Origin of the sequence: Rhodopseudomonas sp. BR0M22 (assembly GCF_010907035.1) — a bacterium.
Taxonomy (GTDB): Bacteria; Pseudomonadota; Alphaproteobacteria; order Rhizobiales; family Xanthobacteraceae; genus Rhodopseudomonas.
The window spans coordinates 1-16,037 of the sequence record NZ_QUMK01000067.1 but is presented as its reverse complement, the minus strand read 5'-3'; the positions used below and the strand labels follow the sequence as shown (position 1 = coordinate 16,037).

Sequence of the window (16,037 nt, the reverse complement as noted above, 5' to 3'; positions counted from 1 at the left end):
CCAGAAGTATGCAACGTCTGAACGGCAAAACCGCGCTGGTGGTCGGCGCCGGTTCGATCGGTCCCGGCTGGGGCAACGGCAAGGCGACCGCGGTGACCTTCGCGCGCGAGGGCGCGCAGGTGTTCTGCGTCGATCGCAACATCGAGGCCGCCGAGGAAACCGTCGACATCATCAAGGCCGAAGGCGGACGCGGCATCGCGTTCGCCGCCGACGTCAGCCGCGCCGAGGACGTCGAGGCGATGATCGCAGCCTGCGTCAAGGCGTGGGACGGCATCGACGTGCTCGACAACAATGTCGGCATTGCCGAGACCGGCAGCGTCGTCGACGTGGCGGAGGCGGATTGGGACCGGGTGTTCGCGATCAATCTGAAGAGCGCCTATCTGGCGATGAAGTACGTGGTCCCGGTGATGCAGCGTCAGGGCGGCGGATCGATCATCAACATCTCGTCGATCGCATCGATCCGGCACCTCGGCATTTCCTATATCAGCTACGCGACCTCGAAGGCGGCGATGAATGCGCTGACGCGTAACACCGCGGTGGAGTACGCCAAGGACCACATCCGGGTGAATGCGATCCTGCCGGGGCTGATGAAGACGCCGATGGTGGCGCACTCCGCCGGCCTCGCCGCCAGCTACTCGGGCGGTGACGTCGATGCGATGTGGAAGGCGCGCGACGCCCAGGTGCCGATGGGCCACATGGGCGAGGCCTGGGACGTCGCCAATGCGGCGCTGTTCCTCGCCAGCGACGAGTCGAAATACGTCACCGGGCTCGAACTCGTGGTCGACGGCGGTCTGACGCTGAAGGTGAACTGAGCGGGACGCTCATGGTAAGGAGGCGTGAAGCGCTTCCTTCTCCCCAACGTCGTGGCCGGGCTTGACCCGGCCATCCATGACAAGTGCACGGCGGCGCTTGAAAGACGTGGATGCCCGGGTCAAGCCCGGGCATGACGGAGAAAATGATACGACGCTGACCTGAAGCAAGAAGCGGTAGTTTGTTCGATGCGCTCTCTCCTCATCGCCGCGAGCCTGTTGATCCTAGCTACTTTTACGCCGCCCGCCTTCGCGACCGGCGGTGAGCCGCTGGACGATCCGACCGCCGATCCGGGCGCGTGCCTGGCCGCGGCGAACATGCCGGACGATCGCCGCACCATCGCGCTGTGCAGCAAAGTCATCGACAGTCGCGAGACCGAGAAGAAAGATCGCTGCAAGGCGCTGCGGGCCCGCGCCGCTGCCCGTGCCCGGCTCGGTGAAGTCGACGGGGCGATCCAGGATTACGACGACGCGCTGCGGGTCGATCCGAAGCAGCCCGATGCGCTCAATGCCCGCGGCGAGCTGTGGCGCGGCAAGGGCGACGCGCGCAAGGCGCTGGCCGATTTCGCCGCCGCGCTGAAACTGAACCCCGACCACGTCGCCGCGCGTGCCAATCACAAGGCCGTGGCGCTCGAGGTCGAGCGTGCCGGGGTGCAGCAGGCGCTGGCCGGCAAGCCCAGCTTCGACTGCAGCCGTGCCCGCAAGGCTGTGGACAAGGCGATCTGCGCCGATCCGGCGCTGGCCGATCTCGATCGCCGCATCGATACGCTGTACCGCCGGGCGCTGCGGGACAGCGCCGGCCAGCGGGAGGCGCTCCGGGCGCTGAAGCAGGCGCACAGCGCGTTCGTGGCCGCACGTGACGTCGGCTTCGGCCGCCCCGGCTATGATCTGCGCGCCGTGCTGGAGGCGCGGCTGCGGCAATTGTCCGGCGGTTAGGCGCGGCTGGTTCTCTCTTGCAACCCGCCGGTCCTCGCCACAATGTCCGCCCGGGCCGGACCAGACCATGGACGCGGCTTGATTAGGAACAAAGGCGGGGTTGCATGCCGCGCCTAAAAGCCGGACATGGCGGGCAAACCGCCTGAGATCCACGGGAGCGTGACGCCATGACTATCCATGACAAAAGCCGTTACCGCGAGGTTCATGCCCGCTCGCTGGCCGACCCGGAGGGCTTCTGGGGAGAGGTCGCGAAGGAAATCGATTGGATCGAACCGCCCACCAAGGTGTTCGATGCCTCGCTCGGCCTGTACGGCCGCTGGTTTCCCGGCGCCAAGGTCAACACCTGCTACAACGCGCTCGATCGCCACGTCGCGAACGGCCGTGCCGATCAGCTCGCGCTGATCCACGACTCGCCGCTGACCGGCACTACAGCCAAATTCACCTACGCCGAGATGCTGCGCGAGGTGCAGACGCTCGCTGCGATCATGCAGGACTTCGGGGTGCAGAAGGGCGACCGCGTCCTGCTGTACATGCCGATGGTCCCGGAATCGATGGTGGCGATGCTGGCCTGCGCCCGGATCGGCGCGGTGCATTCGGTTGTGTTCGGCGGCTTCGCGGCCAAGGAGCTCGCCACCCGCATCGACGACGCCAAGCCGAAGCTGATCGTATCGGCGAGCTGCGGCATCGAACCCGGCCGGATCGTCAAGTACAAGCCGCTGCTCGACGAAGCGATCGATCTCGCCTCGATCAAGCCGGAAGCCTGCATCATTCTGAAGCGGCCGCAGCAGGATTGCGAGCTGAAGCCGGGGCGTGACCACGATTGGGCGAGCTTGCGCGAGCAGGCGCTCGCCGCCGGCAAGAAGGCCGACTGCGTCGCGGTCGATGCCACCGATCCGCTCTACATCCTCTACACCTCCGGCACCACCGGCAAGCCGAAGGGCGTGGTCCGCGACAATGGCGGCCATCTCGTTGCGCTGAAATGGTCGATGGAGAATCTCTACGGCGTCAAGCCGGGCGAGGTGTGGTGGTGCGCCTCCGACATCGGCTGGGTGGTCGGCCACAGCTACATCATCTACGGCCCGCTGATCCACGGCGCGACCTCGATCATGTACGAAGGCAAGCCGGTCGGCACCCCGGACGCCGGGGCGTTCTGGCGGGTGATCGCCGAGCACGGCGCGGTGGCGCTGTTCACCGCCCCGACCGCGTTCCGCGCCATCCGCAAGGAGGACGGCAACGGCGACTTCATCCGCAAATACGATCTGTCGAAATTCCGCACCCTGTTCCTGGCCGGCGAGCGCGCCGATCCGCCGACGGTGGAGTGGGCCGAACAGCAGCTCAAGGTGCCGGTGATCGATCACTGGTGGCAGACTGAAACCGGCTGGTGCATCGCCGGCAATCCGGTCGGCCTCGGGCTGTTGCCGGTCAAGCACGGCTCGCCGACGGTGCCGATGCCCGGCTACAAGCTCGAAGTCGTCGATGAAGGCGCCAAGCCTGTGCCGGCCGGAACGATGGGCTCGATCGTGATCAAGCTGCCGCTGCCGCCCGGCAATCTGCCGACGCTGTGGCAGCAGGACGAGCGCTGCCGCGAGAGCTACTTCGCCGACTTCCCCGGCTACTACAAAACCTCCGACGCCGGCTATGTCGACGAAGACGGCTACGTCTTCGTGATGGGCCGCACCGACGACATCATCAACGTCGCCGGTCACCGACTCTCCACCGGCGGCATGGAGGAGATTCTCGCCTCGCATCCGGACGTCGCCGAATGCGCCGTGCTCGGCATCAACGATCCGATCAAGGGCGAGGTGCCGTGCGGCCTGATCGTGCTGAAGAGCGGCGTCACCCGCGACCCGGCCGAGATCGAAAAGGAGATCGTCAAGCTGGTGCGCGACAAGCTCGGCCCGGTGGCGGCGTTCAAGCTGGCGGTGACCGTGCCGCGGCTGCCCAAGACCCGCTCCGGCAAGATCCTGCGCGGCACCATCAAGAAGATCGCCGACGGCGATGCCTGGACGATGCCCGCCACGATCGAAGACCCGACCGCGCTCGACGACATCTCCTCGGCGCTGAAGAGCCATAGCTGAGGGCGGACCTGACTTGCGGACTTACAAACTCCGCAATTCAGGTTAGACAGAGCCCCGCAACGTCATTCCGGGGCGCGCGTGCAACGCGCGAACCCGGAATCCCGATGTTGTTGCGACGAGATTCCGGGTTCGCTCGCTTCGCGAGCGCCCCGGAATGACCCGTGCTCTGGGGACCTTGGATGCCGTCAATCTCGAACCGCCTGATCGTCCTGTCGCTCGCCGCGTTCGCGCTGGCCGGCTGCGCCAGCCGCCACGATGCGCCCGCCGATCTCGGCGACGACGATGCCTATTGCCGGCAGAACGGCGGGGCGGTCGGCTCGACCGAATACGTCGCCTGCCGCAAGGACCGCGACGTGCAGCGTTCCAATGCGATCACCCGCGCCAACCGCGCCCAGCGCAATCTGGGCGAGTATATGATGCGGAATCCGGAGCGGCCGTAGCGGGTTGCATCGCCCGGCGGGTGTGCAGAACGGCGGTTGTGTCGCGGGAACCGGCCTCGACCTTCGCGCAACGGTACACAAATCCGTGACCGAAAAGTCACGCGCGTCGCAATGCCGCAGTGGCCTACCTTTGATTTGATCCAGGTCAAACCGCCGTGCCCCGTGGCGGCATCTGTGCACCTTGAGCGTGGGTTTCCCGCTCACGCGACTGAGCTTCAAAGGGGCACTTATGACCAAGTTTTTGACCGCAGTGTCGGCGCTGGCTTTGGCGGCGGCATTCAATCTCGCGCCGGCGTCCGCCGACGCTGCCGATCTCGCCACCCGGCCGATCTACAAGGCGCCGGTGGTGGCTGAGTCCAGCCCGTGGATGATCCGCTTGCGTGCCCTCGGCGTGGTGCCGCGCGATTCCGGCTATGTCGACCAGGTGCCCGGCTCGTCGCTGAAGACCTCCGATGCGGTCGTTCCTGAACTCGACATCACCTACTTCTTCACCAAGAACATCGCCGCCGAACTGATCCTCGGCGTCACCCGCCACAGCGTCTCCGGCGCCGGCTCGCTCACCGGCATCGATGTCGGCAAGGCCTGGCTGCTGCCGCCGACCCTCACGCTGCAGTATCACTTCACCGAGTTCGGCGCGTTCAAGCCGTATATCGGCGCCGGCGTGAACTACACCTTCTTCTTCAGCCAGAAGGCGGCTGGCGGCACCGTGATCGACAGCCACCTCAAGGACGCGTTCGCGCCCGCGGTGCAGATCGGCTTCGACTACATGATCGACCAGCACTGGGGCTGGAACGTCGATGTCAAGAAGCTGTGGCTGCGCCCCGAATGGAGCGGCACGCTGGCGAACGGCACGCCGATCACCGGCAAGGTCAACCTCGATCCGTGGCTGATCGGCACCGGCATCACCTACCGGTTCTGATCTTTTCAGCCTGCGACACAGCGCGGGGCGGAGCGATCCGCCTCGCGCTTTTCATTTGGCTGCGGCCCGCCGCGGCATTGCGCGGGCCCGGCATTCCTGCTTTGGCTTTGCGCCACCGAACAAGGAACCGACCCATGAGCATCGAAGTCAGGGACTGCAACGGCGCGCTGCTCGCCGATGGCGACAACGTCTCCCTCATCAAGGACCTGAAGCTGAAGGGCTCGTCCACCGTGCTGAAGCGCGGCACGATGATCCGCGGCATCCGCCTCACCGACAGCGAAGACGAGATCGAAGGCCGCACCGACAAGATCAAGGGCCTGGTGCTGCGCACCGAGTTCCTGAAGAAGGCGTGAGTCGGACCGGCGTGATCCGCCGGCCGCTCAGTGCAACGAGCCCGATTCGGCGGTCGGCCGATCGCCGACCGAAGCGGCGCGCAGCCGCTCCAGCTCGGCCTCGAGACATTCGTTGACCCGCATCAGCGCCCGCAGCGCATCGTGCAGGCTGTCGCCGTTTTCGGCGACGATCCGGTCGATCTGTTGATCAAGTCTGTTGGCCATCGGGTTACTCGCAGATCAGTCCACGCGTCGTAGAACCGAAATCCGATTCCCCGATTGAGGCGGAAATTCTGTTCGACAATGTCGTCGGTGCGACGGCCCACGAGTTGTCGCCGCTGTCCCCAATGCGGAACCGGGCGGGATGCATGCCGGGAACGGGTTAGGCGTCAGCGCGTACCGATGCGTTGGTGTCGTGGCCAGAAACCGGCAAAATAAGCCACGTCCGCCATCCCCGTTGCGGCCGGTTGTCACCCGGCATGCGCAGCGACAATGCGCCAGCCGCGTGGGCGTTCCGCCGCTATTCCAGCCGGCCGTCGCGGCGCGCCGGTCGGGGGCGTCGGGCGTGACATGGTCACAGACGCTGCCGCGTCACCCGCGTTAGCAAGATGTCAGCCACAGGGGCGGACCCTGTCTTGCTCGCCCCGCGCCATCCCATCCATTGTCGCTTGGTGCCGCCCTTCGAAGGAGCCACGATGCCGCATCGGAAGATCGAGAGCAGAGCCGTCGCGGTGCCGAGTTCGCGGCTGTCGCGGCTCGCCAAGCTCGGCGGGCTGGCCTCGTCGATCGCGGGCACTGTCGCCGCCGATGTCGCCGGCCAGCTGGTGCGCGACCAACGCCCGCGGCTCGACGAATTGCTGCTGACGCCGGCCAATGCGCTGAAGGTCGCCGACCGGCTGGCGCAGATGCGCGGCGCGGCGATGAAGGTCGGCCAGCTGATCTCGATGGATGCCGGCGACATGCTGCCGCCGGAGCTCGCCGAGATCCTCGGCCGGCTGCGCCAGGAAGCGCATCACATGCCGGTGCCGCAGCTCAGGCGGGTGCTGACCGAGGCGTGGGGCCGCAACTGGCAGCAGCGCTTCGCCGAATTCGACGCCGCGCCGATCGCGGCGGCCTCGATCGGCCAGGTGCATCGGGCGCGGACCAAGGACGGCCGCGGTCTGGCGATCAAGGTGCAGTATCCCGGCGTCCGCCGCAGCATCAATTCCGACGTCGACAATGTCGCGGCGCTGATGCGCGTCGCCGGCCTGGTGCCCGGCGGCGTCGATATCGCGCCGATGGTGGTCGAGGCCAAGCGCCAGTTGCACGAAGAGGCCGACTACGAACGCGAGGGCCGTTGCCTGTCGAGGTTCGGCGCGCTGCTCGCCGACCGGCCGGAATTCCGCGTGCCCGAGCTGCATGCCGATCTGACGACGCCGAACGTGCTGGCGATGAGCTACGTCGACGGCCGCCCGATCGACAGCCTCGCGGCGGCGGCGCAGCCGGAGCGCGACCGGGTGCTGACGCTGCTGATCGGCCTCTTGTTCCGCGAACTGTTCGAATTCCGGCTGATGCAGACCGATCCGAACTTCGCCAATTATCGCTACGCGCCGGCGACCGGGCAGTTGCTGTTGCTCGATTTCGGCGCCACCCGCGCCTTTCCCGCCGAGTTCGCCGAGCTGTATCGCCGGCTGCTGCGCGCCGGCCTGAACGGCGACCGCGCCGGCATCCGCGCCGCGGCGCGGGACATCGGCTTCCTCGCCGAGGACGGGCCGGCGCGGCTGGAGCAGGCGTTGCTCGAGATGTTCGAGATGTCGCTGCAGCCGCTGCAGCAGGAGACGCCGTTCGATTTCGGCGGCAGCGATCTGGCGATGCGGATGCGCGACGCCGGCATGGCGATGGCGTCGGACCGCGCGCATTTCCGCATCCCGCCGATGGACACGCTGTTCCTGCAGCGCAAGTTCGGCGGCATCTACATGCTGGCGACGCGGATGCGGGCGCGGGTCGATCTGCGCCGCATCATCGAGCCGTATCTGTAACGACTGGTCGGGAGGAGCCGCGCATGGCCGAGGCCGCCAACGCCAAATTCTGGGACAAGGTCGCCGACCGCTACGCGGCGCGGCCGATCAAGGATCCGGCCGCGTTCGACGCCATGCTGGCCGATGCGGCCGGTCGGCTGCGGCCGACCGACCGGGTGCTGGAGATCGGCTGCGGCACCGGCTCCGCCGCGATCCGGCTGGCGCCGCATGCCGCCGAATGGATCGCCACCGACTTCTCGGCCGAGATGCTGCGGATCGGTCGCGCCAAGCCGGCGCCGGCCAATCTGCGCTTCGTGCAGGCCGATGCCGTCACCGCCTTCGACGGCGGTCCGTTCGATGCGATCTGCGCCTTTCAGGTGCTGCATCTGGTGCCGGACATGCCGGGCACGTTGGCGCAGATTCACGCCAACCTGAAGCCCGGCGGCCTGTTGATCAGCAAGACCTGGTGCTTTGCCGAGATGAGTTTCAAGCTGCGGGCGCTGTTCTTCGTCCTCCGCGGCATCGGCCTGTTTCCCCGCGCCCAGGCGCTGACCCGCGACGCGCTGCGCCAGGCGATCCGCGACGCCGGCTTCGAGATCGCCGCCGAACGGGTATTCGGCACCACCCCCCACGGCCCCTACATCGTGGCGCGCAAGCCGGGGTAACGGGGACGGCTCGCGTGAGTCAGCCGCGCCGACCTGCCAAGTAAGCGCCTATGTTCTCATTCAGCCGGACCCCGAAATGATCTAGTCTCCACGAGACCGAGGCAGGGGGCGGCTTTGGAGATCGAATTTCCGATCGAGTTCATTGTGGCAGATACGCCGGTTTCGCTGCAGGCCAAACGGCGCCAGTCGCTCGATCAATGGAAGAGCCAGGTGATCGGCGCGAGCCGGGTGGCGCTACCGGAAGGTCATTTCGCGACCGCCCGCCCGATCTTGGCGACGCTGTTCTACTTTCCTCCGACCGAGATGCCAGGAGACATCGACAATATCGTGAAGCCGATCCTGGATGCTCTCGGAGGCCATATTTACTTGGATGACCGGCAGGTCCATCGCGTCGTCGTCCAGAAATTCGAGCCGGAGGGCATCTTCCCCTTCGCGGCCCCAAGCCCTACCTTAGAAGCGGCGTTACGGGGCGAGAAGCCTGTTCTTTATGTCCGGTTGTCCGACGATCCGTTCGAAGAGTTGAACTGATGACGAGCACAGACGTCGCCGAGCGGGAAGTGATCGAACTGGTGCTCCCTCGCTATCGCGACGAGGGCTACGAGGTCTATGTGCATCCTTCGCCGTCTCTGTTGCCGGCATTCATGAAATCGTATCGACCGGACGCGATCGCGATCAAGAGCGGGAAGAAGGTTGCGATTAAAGTCATCAGAGGCGGAGAACGCGAGCCCATGGCGCCTGGAGCAGGGCACTCGCTTTTTTCCGGGCAGAACGAGTGGGAGCTGCAGCTCGTCTACGCGCCGCCGCTCGGCTCGTCAGTCGAACTTGGCGTCGCGTCGCGCGACGACATCGAGGCCGCCATTCGCGATGTCGAGAATTTGCAGTCGACCGGTCAATGGATGCCGGCGATCTTGATGGCGTATGCGACGTTCGAAGCCATAGGCCGGGCTCTGTTGCCGGATCAGTTCAGGCGTCCGCAAAGCCCGGTCCGTCTAATCGAAGTCCTCGCATCCGAGGGGCTGGTCACGCCCGACGAGGCGCAACTCGTCAGACAAGTAATTTCGGTGAGAAACGCCGTGGCGCACGGAGGCTTCGTTCCGGTGGACAGTACTCTCGTTGCCCGGTTCACCGACCTGCTGTCGACCCTGGCCGACCTGCTGCCGGGCGTGAAACGTAACATATAGCTGCCTATCCCTGGACGCCGCTAGTTGGGTAGCCGTGGACGGACCTCAGGTCTCGACGTACTCGGCCAGACTGGTCGGCTGCGGGACAGGCAAGCCGTCTTCTCTCAAGCCGTCGATATGAAACCGGATCGCCTCGCGGATCTCGACCTCGACGGCAGCGACGCTGTCGCCGGTCGCGACGCAGCCGGGAAGGTCCGGCACATAGGCCGAATAATTACCCTCGGCTTTTTCGATCACCACCGCGTAGCGCATCAGCGCCGCTCCTTTAAGCCTGCCTGTTTGAGGATACTGGCAAATGTGCCCGGGGCAAGATCATCGGACGGCTTACCGGCGACCGTAACACGGCCTGGCTTCCAAGGATGTTTGAATTGCCGGTGGCTTCCGCGGGTAGCGATGTGGATCCACCCGTCCGCCTCGATCAGCAAAATGACGTCTCGAACCTTCATCGGAGCGCTCCGCCAAGGTTACCAGCATATTCCAGCCTCGGTCTTGTGCCTTGCTGCTTTGGTTGCAGGCGGCAGGCGCCGGCGGCCTCTTGACTCCGCCCGGCCGGAGTGATCGTCTGCCGCCCATGCGCACGTTCCGCCCGACCCCGCAGCTCAGACGTCGTTGGTGGCGCACCTCGTAACCAGAGGTGGCCGTGCGATCCCGTTAATTTCCGATCGTCCTGAGGCCGCCACGCGAGGCGGCTTTTGTTTGTCCTGTGTGGCGTTCCTTCGGCAAGTTGCTTAAGAGGATGCCATGAACAGGACCGTTTTTTCGCTTCCCGCGACCAGCGACTACAAGACCGCCGCGGGCCTCGCGGTGACGCGCAGCGCCGAGCCCTTTGCCGGCGGCCAGGCGCTCGACGAGCTGATCGACCTGCTCGATCACCGCCGCGGCGTGATGCTGTCGTCCGGCACAACCGTGCCGGGCCGTTACGAGAGTTTCGACCTCGGCTTCGCCGATCCGCCGCTGGCGCTGACCACGAAGGCCGACACCTTCACCATCGAGGCGCTCAATCCGCGCGGCCGGGTGCTGATCGCGTTCCTGTCCGACAGGCTGGAAGAGCCCTGCGTGGTGGTGGAGCAGGCCTGCGCCACCAAGATCAGGGGCCATATCGTCCGCGGCGAGGCGCCGGTCGACGAGGAGCAGCGCACCCGCCGCGCCAGCGCGATTTCGCTGGTGCGCGCCGTCATCGCTGCATTCGCTTCGCCGGCCGATCCGATGCTCGGCCTGTACGGCGCTTTCGCCTACGATCTGGTGTTCCAGTTCGAGGACCTGAAGCAGAAGCGCGCCCGCGAGGCCGACCAGCGCGACATCGTGCTGTACGTGCCGGACCGCCTGCTGGCCTATGACCGCGCCACCGGCCGCGGCGTCAGCATCGCCTATGAATTCGCCTGGAAGGGGCAGTTCACCGCCGGGCTGCCGAACGAGACCGCCGAGAGCGTCTACACCCAGACCGGCCGCCAGGGCTTCGCCGACCACGCGCCCGGCGACTATCCCAAGGTGGTCGAGAAGGCGCGCGCCGCGTTCGCCCGCGGTGACCTGTTCGAGGCGGTGCCGGGGCAGCTGTTCGGCGAGCCGTGCGAGCGGTCGCCGGCCGAAGTGTTCAAGCGGCTGTGCCGGATCAATCCGTCGCCCTATGGCGGCCTGCTCAATCTCGGCGACGGCGAATTCCTGGTCTCGGCCTCGCCGGAAATGTTCGTCCGCTCCGACGGCCGCCGGATCGAGACCTGCCCGATCTCCGGCACGATCGCCCGCGGCGTCGACGCGATCAGCGACGCCGAGCAGATCCAGAAGCTCCTGAACTCGGAGAAGGACGAGTTCGAGCTGAATATGTGCACCGACGTCGACCGCAACGACAAGGCACGCGTCTGCGTCCCGGGCACCATCAAGGTCTTGGCGCGGCGGCAGATCGAGACCTATTCGAAGCTGTTCCACACCGTCGACCACGTCGAGGGCATGCTGCGGCCGGGCTTCGACGCGCTCGACGCCTTCCTCACCCACGCCTGGGCGGTGACGGTCACCGGCGCCCCGAAGCTGTGGGCGATGCAGTTCGTCGAGGACAATGAACGCAGCCCGCGGCGTTGGTATGCCGGCGCATTCGGGGCGGTCGGGTTCGACGGTTCGATCAACACCGGTCTGACCATCCGCACCATCCGGATGAAGGACGGCCTCGCCGAGGTGCGCGTCGGCGCCACCTGCCTGTTCGATTCCGATCCGGTCGCCGAGGACAAGGAATGCCAGGTCAAGGCCGCGGCGCTGTTCCAGGCGCTGCGCGGCGATCCGGCCAAGCCGTTGTCGGCGGTGGCGCCGGACGCCACCGGCTCGGGCAAGAAGGTGCTGCTGGTCGATCACGACGACAGCTTCGTGCACATGCTGGCGGACTATTTCCGTCAGGTCGGCGCCCAGGTCACCGTGGTGCGCTATGTCCACGGCCTGAAGATGCTGGCCGAGAACGCCTACGATCTGTTGGTGCTATCGCCCGGCCCCGGCCGGCCGGAGGACTTCAAGATCAAGGATACGATCGACGCCGCGCTCGCCAAGAAGCTGCCGATCTTCGGCGTCTGCCTCGGCGTGCAGGCGATGGGCGAGTATTTCGGCGGCACGCTCGGCCAGCTGGCGCAGCCGGCACACGGCCGGCCGTCGCGGATCCAGGTGCGCGGCGGCACGCTGATGCGCGGCCTGCCGAACGAGGTCACGATCGGCCGTTACCACTCGCTCTATGTCGACATGCGCGACATGCCGAAGGAGCTGACCGTCACCGCCTCCACCGACGACGGCATCGCGATGGCGATCGAGCACGAGACCCTGCCGGTCGGCGGCGTCCAATTCCATCCCGAGTCGCTAATGTCGCTCGGCGGCGAAGTCGGGCTGCGGATCGTCGAAAACGCCTTCCGTCTCGGCCAGCCGGCCTAAGCCCAAAGGCCGGCATCCGCGATTGATCCAGATCGAAGGCCCGCCGGGGGAGCTCTGCTACCACCCCCGGCGGTAACTCAGCCGAATTGCCCGATTGCGCCTCCCGCCCGCCAATGACGAATTGCGCCATCCGTAACGAAAGACCCGCGCCGATGACCCCCGAGTTTGCAAACGATTTGAAAGCCAGCGTCCGGGCGATTCCGGACTATCCCAAGCCTGGGATCATCTTCCGCGACATCACCACGCTGCTGGGCGAACCGCGGGCGTTCCGCCGCGCGATCGACGAACTGGTGCAGCCCTGGGCGGGTTCGAAGATCGACAAGGTCGCCGGGATCGAGGCGCGCGGCTTCATCATCGGTGGCGCGATCGCCCATCAGGTCTCGTCAGGCTTCGTGCCGATCCGCAAGAAGGGCAAGCTGCCGCATACCTGCGTGTCAATGGAATACGCGCTGGAATACGGCACCGACAAGATCGAGATCCACGTCGATGCCATCACCCCGGGTGAGCGGGTGATCCTGGTCGACGATCTGATCGCGACCGGCGGCACCGCCGAAGGCGCCATCAAGCTCTTGCGCCAGATCGGTGCCGAAGTCCTCGCCGCTTGCTTCGTGATCGACCTGCCTGAACTCGGCGGAGCCGACAAGATCCGCGCCATGGGCGTCCCGGTCCGCACCCTGGTCGCGTTCGAAGGGCATTGACTTAACCTCTCCCCGCGATGCGGGGAGAGGCCGGATTGCGCAGCAATCCGGGTGAGGGGCCAGGCACTGCGTATCAGCAAGCTGCGGCATCCGCTGGGAGGCCGTAGCCCCTCACCCCAGCCCTCTCCCCGCAAGAGCGGGGCGAGGGAGCAGGCTTTGCGGGCGGCGAGGCAGCGCTACCGTCCCTGCGTCAGTTCGAGCTCCAGTGCGCGGAAGGTCGTGTAGTTGGTGCGGATCCACTGGTTCAGTTCGGTGGAGGCGTCGGGTTCGGCGCGCAGGTATCCGGTGAACGAGAAGTTCACGCGGTCGATATAGGTCTTCAGGAACGGCGGCAGCCCGCGAATTCGCATCACCCGGCCGTGGCGGTACACGGCCGGCAGCTCGCCGAGCAGGATGTGTTCGTTATCGATGGTGATCAGCTGCCGCGGCGGCACGATATCCTGCAGGTGGTCATAAGCCCGCGCCGAATTGCGGTCGGTGTCGGCGAGGAACAGCACCACCGGCGCCACCTGCCGCCGCACCGCTTCCTTGATGAAGCCGATCTCCGCGAAGGTGTCGAAGAACTCGTCGAAGGCGTGGAAGCCGAGATCGACCACCTTGGCGAGGCCGTCGTGCAGGATCAGCCGGTCCATCAGCGCCATCTTGCCGAGGGTGTCGTCGACCTGCGCGGTCTCGGTGACGCGCGGCAGATAGTCGAGCAGCGACGGCTCCTTGACGTTGATGTCGAACGCCAGCACCGCGCCGCGCTGCAGCAGCAGATATTCGGTGAGCACGCGGGCGATCATGGTCTTGCCCACGAACGGCCGCGGCGAGCAGACGATGTAAACCGGGGTGCGCGACATCAGGCTGTATCGGTCGGGGAATGCCGTCCGATATAGCCGGATTCCGCAGCGATGCGAGCTATTTCTCGCCCGGCTCGTCGGTCACCGGGGTGCCGCGGCCGTTCTTGTCCTTGCCGACGATGTCGGTCAGCTTGATGCGGTCGAACTCGCTCCAGACATTGGCGAGCCAGTGCCGGACATAGCCGCGCAGCACGAACGAGTAGTTGGCCGGCTCGCCGCTGACGCCCTTGTTGGCGACGAACTTCAGGAACGGCACCGACGACACTTCGACCTGCTCATAGGCCATTTCGTTGAGCTTCGGGATCGTCAGCTCGGTGGCGTCCTTGATGCGGTGGAAGTACGAATTGTAGGTCGCCTGGTCCCACTCGAAGAAGCTGGTGTTGTTGATGAAGTTCTTCGTCAGGAAGTACTTCGCGCCGATCATGAAGTTGGCGGTCTCGGCGATTTCGTCCAATGAGGCGATCGACGGGCCGAGGATGTGGAACACCGCGAAGGTAATCTGACCGGAGCGCGCCGCGTCGAGGAAGCCGATGTCGCGAAGCGAAGCCAGTGCCGGCGACAGCAGGCCGGCGCGGACGTCGATCACGGTGACCGACGGCACCGCCGAGTTCAGCGTGTCGAAGATCTTCATCTGGTCGGCCGTCGACGTCATGTCGACGATCTCGGTGATGTCGGGATGGAAGCGCTTCAGCGTGCCGCGCGGCGACTCGGTGTCGAAGGCGCGGGTCGGGACGTTGTTGGCGCTGAAATAGTCGAGCAGGGTGCGCGACACCGTGGTTTTGCCGACGCCGCCCTTGTCTGCGCCGACGACGATCACTGCTGGCTTCGCCATGAGATTCCTTTTCGGGCCGGTTCGATCCCCCACCGCGGCCGACCGGCCAGGGTGCAGACCTCTGCTTTGGGCGAGAACATGGCAGAAACAAGGGATAATTCAATCGGGCGGGCGGTGACACCCGGCAATCTCAACAAAATCGTTCAGATGCGAAGCGATGGCGCGTGTGCGGCGTCCGATCAGCCCCGCCGGCCCCATGGCCCGCGCAGCCATCCGCTGCGCGGCGCCGGCGGTGCATCGCCCCATGGGCCGTGGCGCGGTTCGGCAGGCGCGGTATCGGCGTCATCGCTGTCCGTTGCCGCACCTTCGGCTCCGTTGGGCTCGGTGGCAGGCGGCGGCAGCGGCGGCAGGTAATGCCCGCCGGCGAACTTCACCAGCGCATCGACCCGCGATTCCACGGACGGATGGGTGGCGAACAGATCGGCAAAGCCGGAGCGCGGATTGTCCAGGCACATTTCCATCACCGCCGAGGTCGCGCCTTCCAGCTCGCCGCGATTCTCGATCTTGCGCAGCGCCGAGATCATCGCGTCGGGATTCTTGGTCAGTTCCACCGAGCCGGCGTCGGCGAGGAATTCGCGCGACCGCGACAGCGCCAGCTTCACCACCTGCGACAGCAGCCAGGCCAGCAGGATCAGCACGATCGCCAGGATCACCACGACGATGGCGCCGCCGCCGCTCTTGCGGTCGCCCGACGACGAGGAGGAAGAGGACGACGACGAGCCGCCGCCGATCCGGATTCCGCCCTGGAAGAACAGCCGGAACATCAGCTCGCCGAAGAACCCGACCACGCCGGCGATGATCACCGCGATCACCATCATCTGCACGTCGCCGTTCCTGATGTGGGTCAGCTCGTGGCCGAGCACCGCCTCGATCTCGGCGTCGTCGAGTCGTTCGACCAGCCCGGTCGTCACCGTGATGGCGTATTGCTTCGGATTGAGCCCGCTGGCGAAGGCGTTCAGCGCTTCGCTGTCCATGATCTTCAGCTTCGGCATCGGAATGCCGCGCGAGATGCACAGGTTCTCGAGCAGATTGTACAGCCGCGGCTGTTCGGCCCGCGTCACCGCATGGCCGCCAGTGACGGCGTCGATCAGCTTCTGGTGGAAGAAGTACGCGATCACGATCCACAGCGCCGCGCCTAGGGTCGCGAACGGCGCCGCCTTGATCAGGTCAGCGGTGGCGGCGCGCAGATAGTCCGGCACCGTGCGCTCGCCATCGATCACCACCTCGGCGATCAGCGCGCCGGCATAGACCAGCACATACACCAGCACGAACAGTCCGATCAGCAGCACGACCGACCGGGTCTTGTTGGCGGCGATGTGGGTGTAGAGACCGTAGGCGGCCATGATGGGTATCCAATCCTCGCAGCGCCGGCCTGAAACTCCCTCCCCCTTGCGGGGAGGGTGGCCG

18 protein-coding genes are annotated in these 16,037 nt (G+C 66.1%); 12 read left to right on the top strand and 6 right to left on the bottom strand.

What is annotated here, in order from left to right:
- Positions 1 to 8 precede the first annotated feature (8 nt).
- The 6 genes from DY468_RS19565 to DY468_RS19540 all read left to right on the top strand — a co-directional run bounded on the left by DY468_RS19565 (position 9) and on the right by DY468_RS19540 (position 5,535).
- Entirely contained in the window at positions 9 to 812 is an 804-nt protein-coding gene (locus DY468_RS19565; protein WP_164606495.1) for an SDR family NAD(P)-dependent oxidoreductase, read from the top strand.
- 186 nt (positions 813 to 998) lie between these two features.
- On the top strand, positions 999 to 1,745 hold the full coding sequence (locus tag DY468_RS19560; protein WP_164606493.1) for a tetratricopeptide repeat protein: 747 nt from the start codon (positions 999 to 1,001) through the stop codon (positions 1,743 to 1,745).
- A 167-nt stretch (positions 1,746 to 1,912) separates the two neighbouring features.
- Complete coding sequence (locus tag DY468_RS19555) at positions 1,913 to 3,823, top strand: propionyl-CoA synthetase (RefSeq protein ID WP_164606491.1); 1,911 nt, start codon at positions 1,913 to 1,915, stop codon at positions 3,821 to 3,823.
- A 179-nt stretch (positions 3,824 to 4,002) separates the two neighbouring features.
- Entirely contained in the window at positions 4,003 to 4,263 is a 261-nt protein-coding gene (locus DY468_RS19550; RefSeq protein WP_164606489.1) for a hypothetical protein, read from the top strand.
- A gap of 229 nt (positions 4,264 to 4,492) precedes the next feature.
- A complete protein-coding gene (locus DY468_RS19545; RefSeq protein ID WP_164606487.1) occupies positions 4,493 to 5,182 on the top strand; it encodes an OmpW/AlkL family protein in 690 nt (229 codons plus the stop codon).
- A gap of 134 nt (positions 5,183 to 5,316) precedes the next feature.
- Complete coding sequence (locus DY468_RS19540; RefSeq protein ID WP_011160033.1) at positions 5,317 to 5,535, top strand: alkylphosphonate utilization protein; 219 nt, start codon at positions 5,317 to 5,319, stop codon at positions 5,533 to 5,535.
- Positions 5,536 to 5,562: 27 nt separating this feature from the next.
- Here the strand turns inward: DY468_RS19540 and DY468_RS24665 are convergent, their stop codons facing one another.
- Positions 5,563 to 5,739 carry a hypothetical protein gene (locus DY468_RS24665; protein ID WP_205512550.1) on the bottom strand — a complete coding sequence of 59 codons (177 nt, stop codon included), beginning with the start codon at positions 5,737 to 5,739 and terminating at the stop codon, positions 5,563 to 5,565.
- A gap of 470 nt (positions 5,740 to 6,209) precedes the next feature.
- Here DY468_RS24665 and DY468_RS19535 point away from each other — a divergent pair, with 470 nt between their 5' ends.
- The 4 genes from DY468_RS19535 (at position 6,210) to DY468_RS19520 (ending at position 9,357) form a co-directional block, all read left to right on the top strand.
- Positions 6,210 to 7,532 (top strand): ABC1 kinase family protein, encoded by a 1,323-nt coding sequence (locus DY468_RS19535; protein WP_164606486.1) that lies wholly within the window; start codon positions 6,210 to 6,212, stop codon positions 7,530 to 7,532.
- A 23-nt stretch (positions 7,533 to 7,555) separates the two neighbouring features.
- Positions 7,556 to 8,176, top strand: a complete 621-nt coding sequence (locus DY468_RS19530) for a class I SAM-dependent methyltransferase (RefSeq protein WP_164606485.1) — start codon at positions 7,556 to 7,558, stop codon at positions 8,174 to 8,176.
- A gap of 114 nt (positions 8,177 to 8,290) precedes the next feature.
- Positions 8,291 to 8,704: a RusA family crossover junction endodeoxyribonuclease gene (locus DY468_RS19525; RefSeq protein WP_164606484.1), complete on the top strand. Its 414-nt coding sequence runs from the start codon at positions 8,291 to 8,293 to the stop codon at positions 8,702 to 8,704.
- A complete protein-coding gene (locus DY468_RS19520) occupies positions 8,704 to 9,357 on the top strand; it encodes a hypothetical protein (RefSeq protein WP_164606482.1) in 654 nt (217 codons plus the stop codon). Before DY468_RS19525 ends, DY468_RS19520 begins: the two co-directional genes overlap by 1 nt.
- A 45-nt stretch (positions 9,358 to 9,402) precedes the next feature.
- Here the strand turns inward: DY468_RS19520 and DY468_RS19515 are convergent, their stop codons facing one another.
- Positions 9,403 to 9,609, bottom strand: coding sequence for a type II toxin-antitoxin system HicB family antitoxin (locus DY468_RS19515; protein WP_164606480.1), 207 nt, complete (start codon positions 9,607 to 9,609; stop codon positions 9,403 to 9,405).
- A complete protein-coding gene (locus DY468_RS19510; RefSeq protein WP_142883565.1) occupies positions 9,609 to 9,803 on the bottom strand; it encodes a type II toxin-antitoxin system HicA family toxin in 195 nt (64 codons plus the stop codon). The genes DY468_RS19515 and DY468_RS19510 overlap by 1 nt, the downstream gene beginning before the upstream one ends.
- Before the next feature lie 295 nt (positions 9,804 to 10,098).
- Here DY468_RS19510 and DY468_RS19505 point away from each other — a divergent pair, with 295 nt between their 5' ends.
- A complete protein-coding gene (locus DY468_RS19505; RefSeq protein WP_164606479.1) occupies positions 10,099 to 12,258 on the top strand; it encodes an anthranilate synthase component I in 2,160 nt (719 codons plus the stop codon).
- Between the two features lie 152 nt (positions 12,259 to 12,410).
- Positions 12,411 to 12,956, top strand: a complete 546-nt coding sequence (locus DY468_RS19500; protein WP_164606478.1) for an adenine phosphoribosyltransferase — start codon at positions 12,411 to 12,413, stop codon at positions 12,954 to 12,956.
- Between the two features lie 176 nt (positions 12,957 to 13,132).
- Here DY468_RS19500 and DY468_RS19495 read toward each other — a convergent pair whose 3' ends face one another.
- The 3 genes from DY468_RS19495 to DY468_RS19485 form a co-directional block, all read right to left on the bottom strand.
- Positions 13,133 to 13,798, bottom strand: coding sequence for a hypothetical protein (locus tag DY468_RS19495; RefSeq protein ID WP_164606476.1), 666 nt, complete (start codon positions 13,796 to 13,798; stop codon positions 13,133 to 13,135).
- 58 nt (positions 13,799 to 13,856) lie between these two features.
- Entirely contained in the window at positions 13,857 to 14,630 is a 774-nt protein-coding gene (locus tag DY468_RS19490) for a P-loop NTPase family protein (RefSeq protein ID WP_011160028.1), read from the bottom strand.
- Between the two features lie 179 nt (positions 14,631 to 14,809).
- Complete coding sequence (locus DY468_RS19485; RefSeq protein WP_164606474.1) at positions 14,810 to 15,973, bottom strand: M48 family metallopeptidase; 1,164 nt, start codon at positions 15,971 to 15,973, stop codon at positions 14,810 to 14,812.
- Positions 15,974 to 16,037 lie beyond the last annotated feature (64 nt).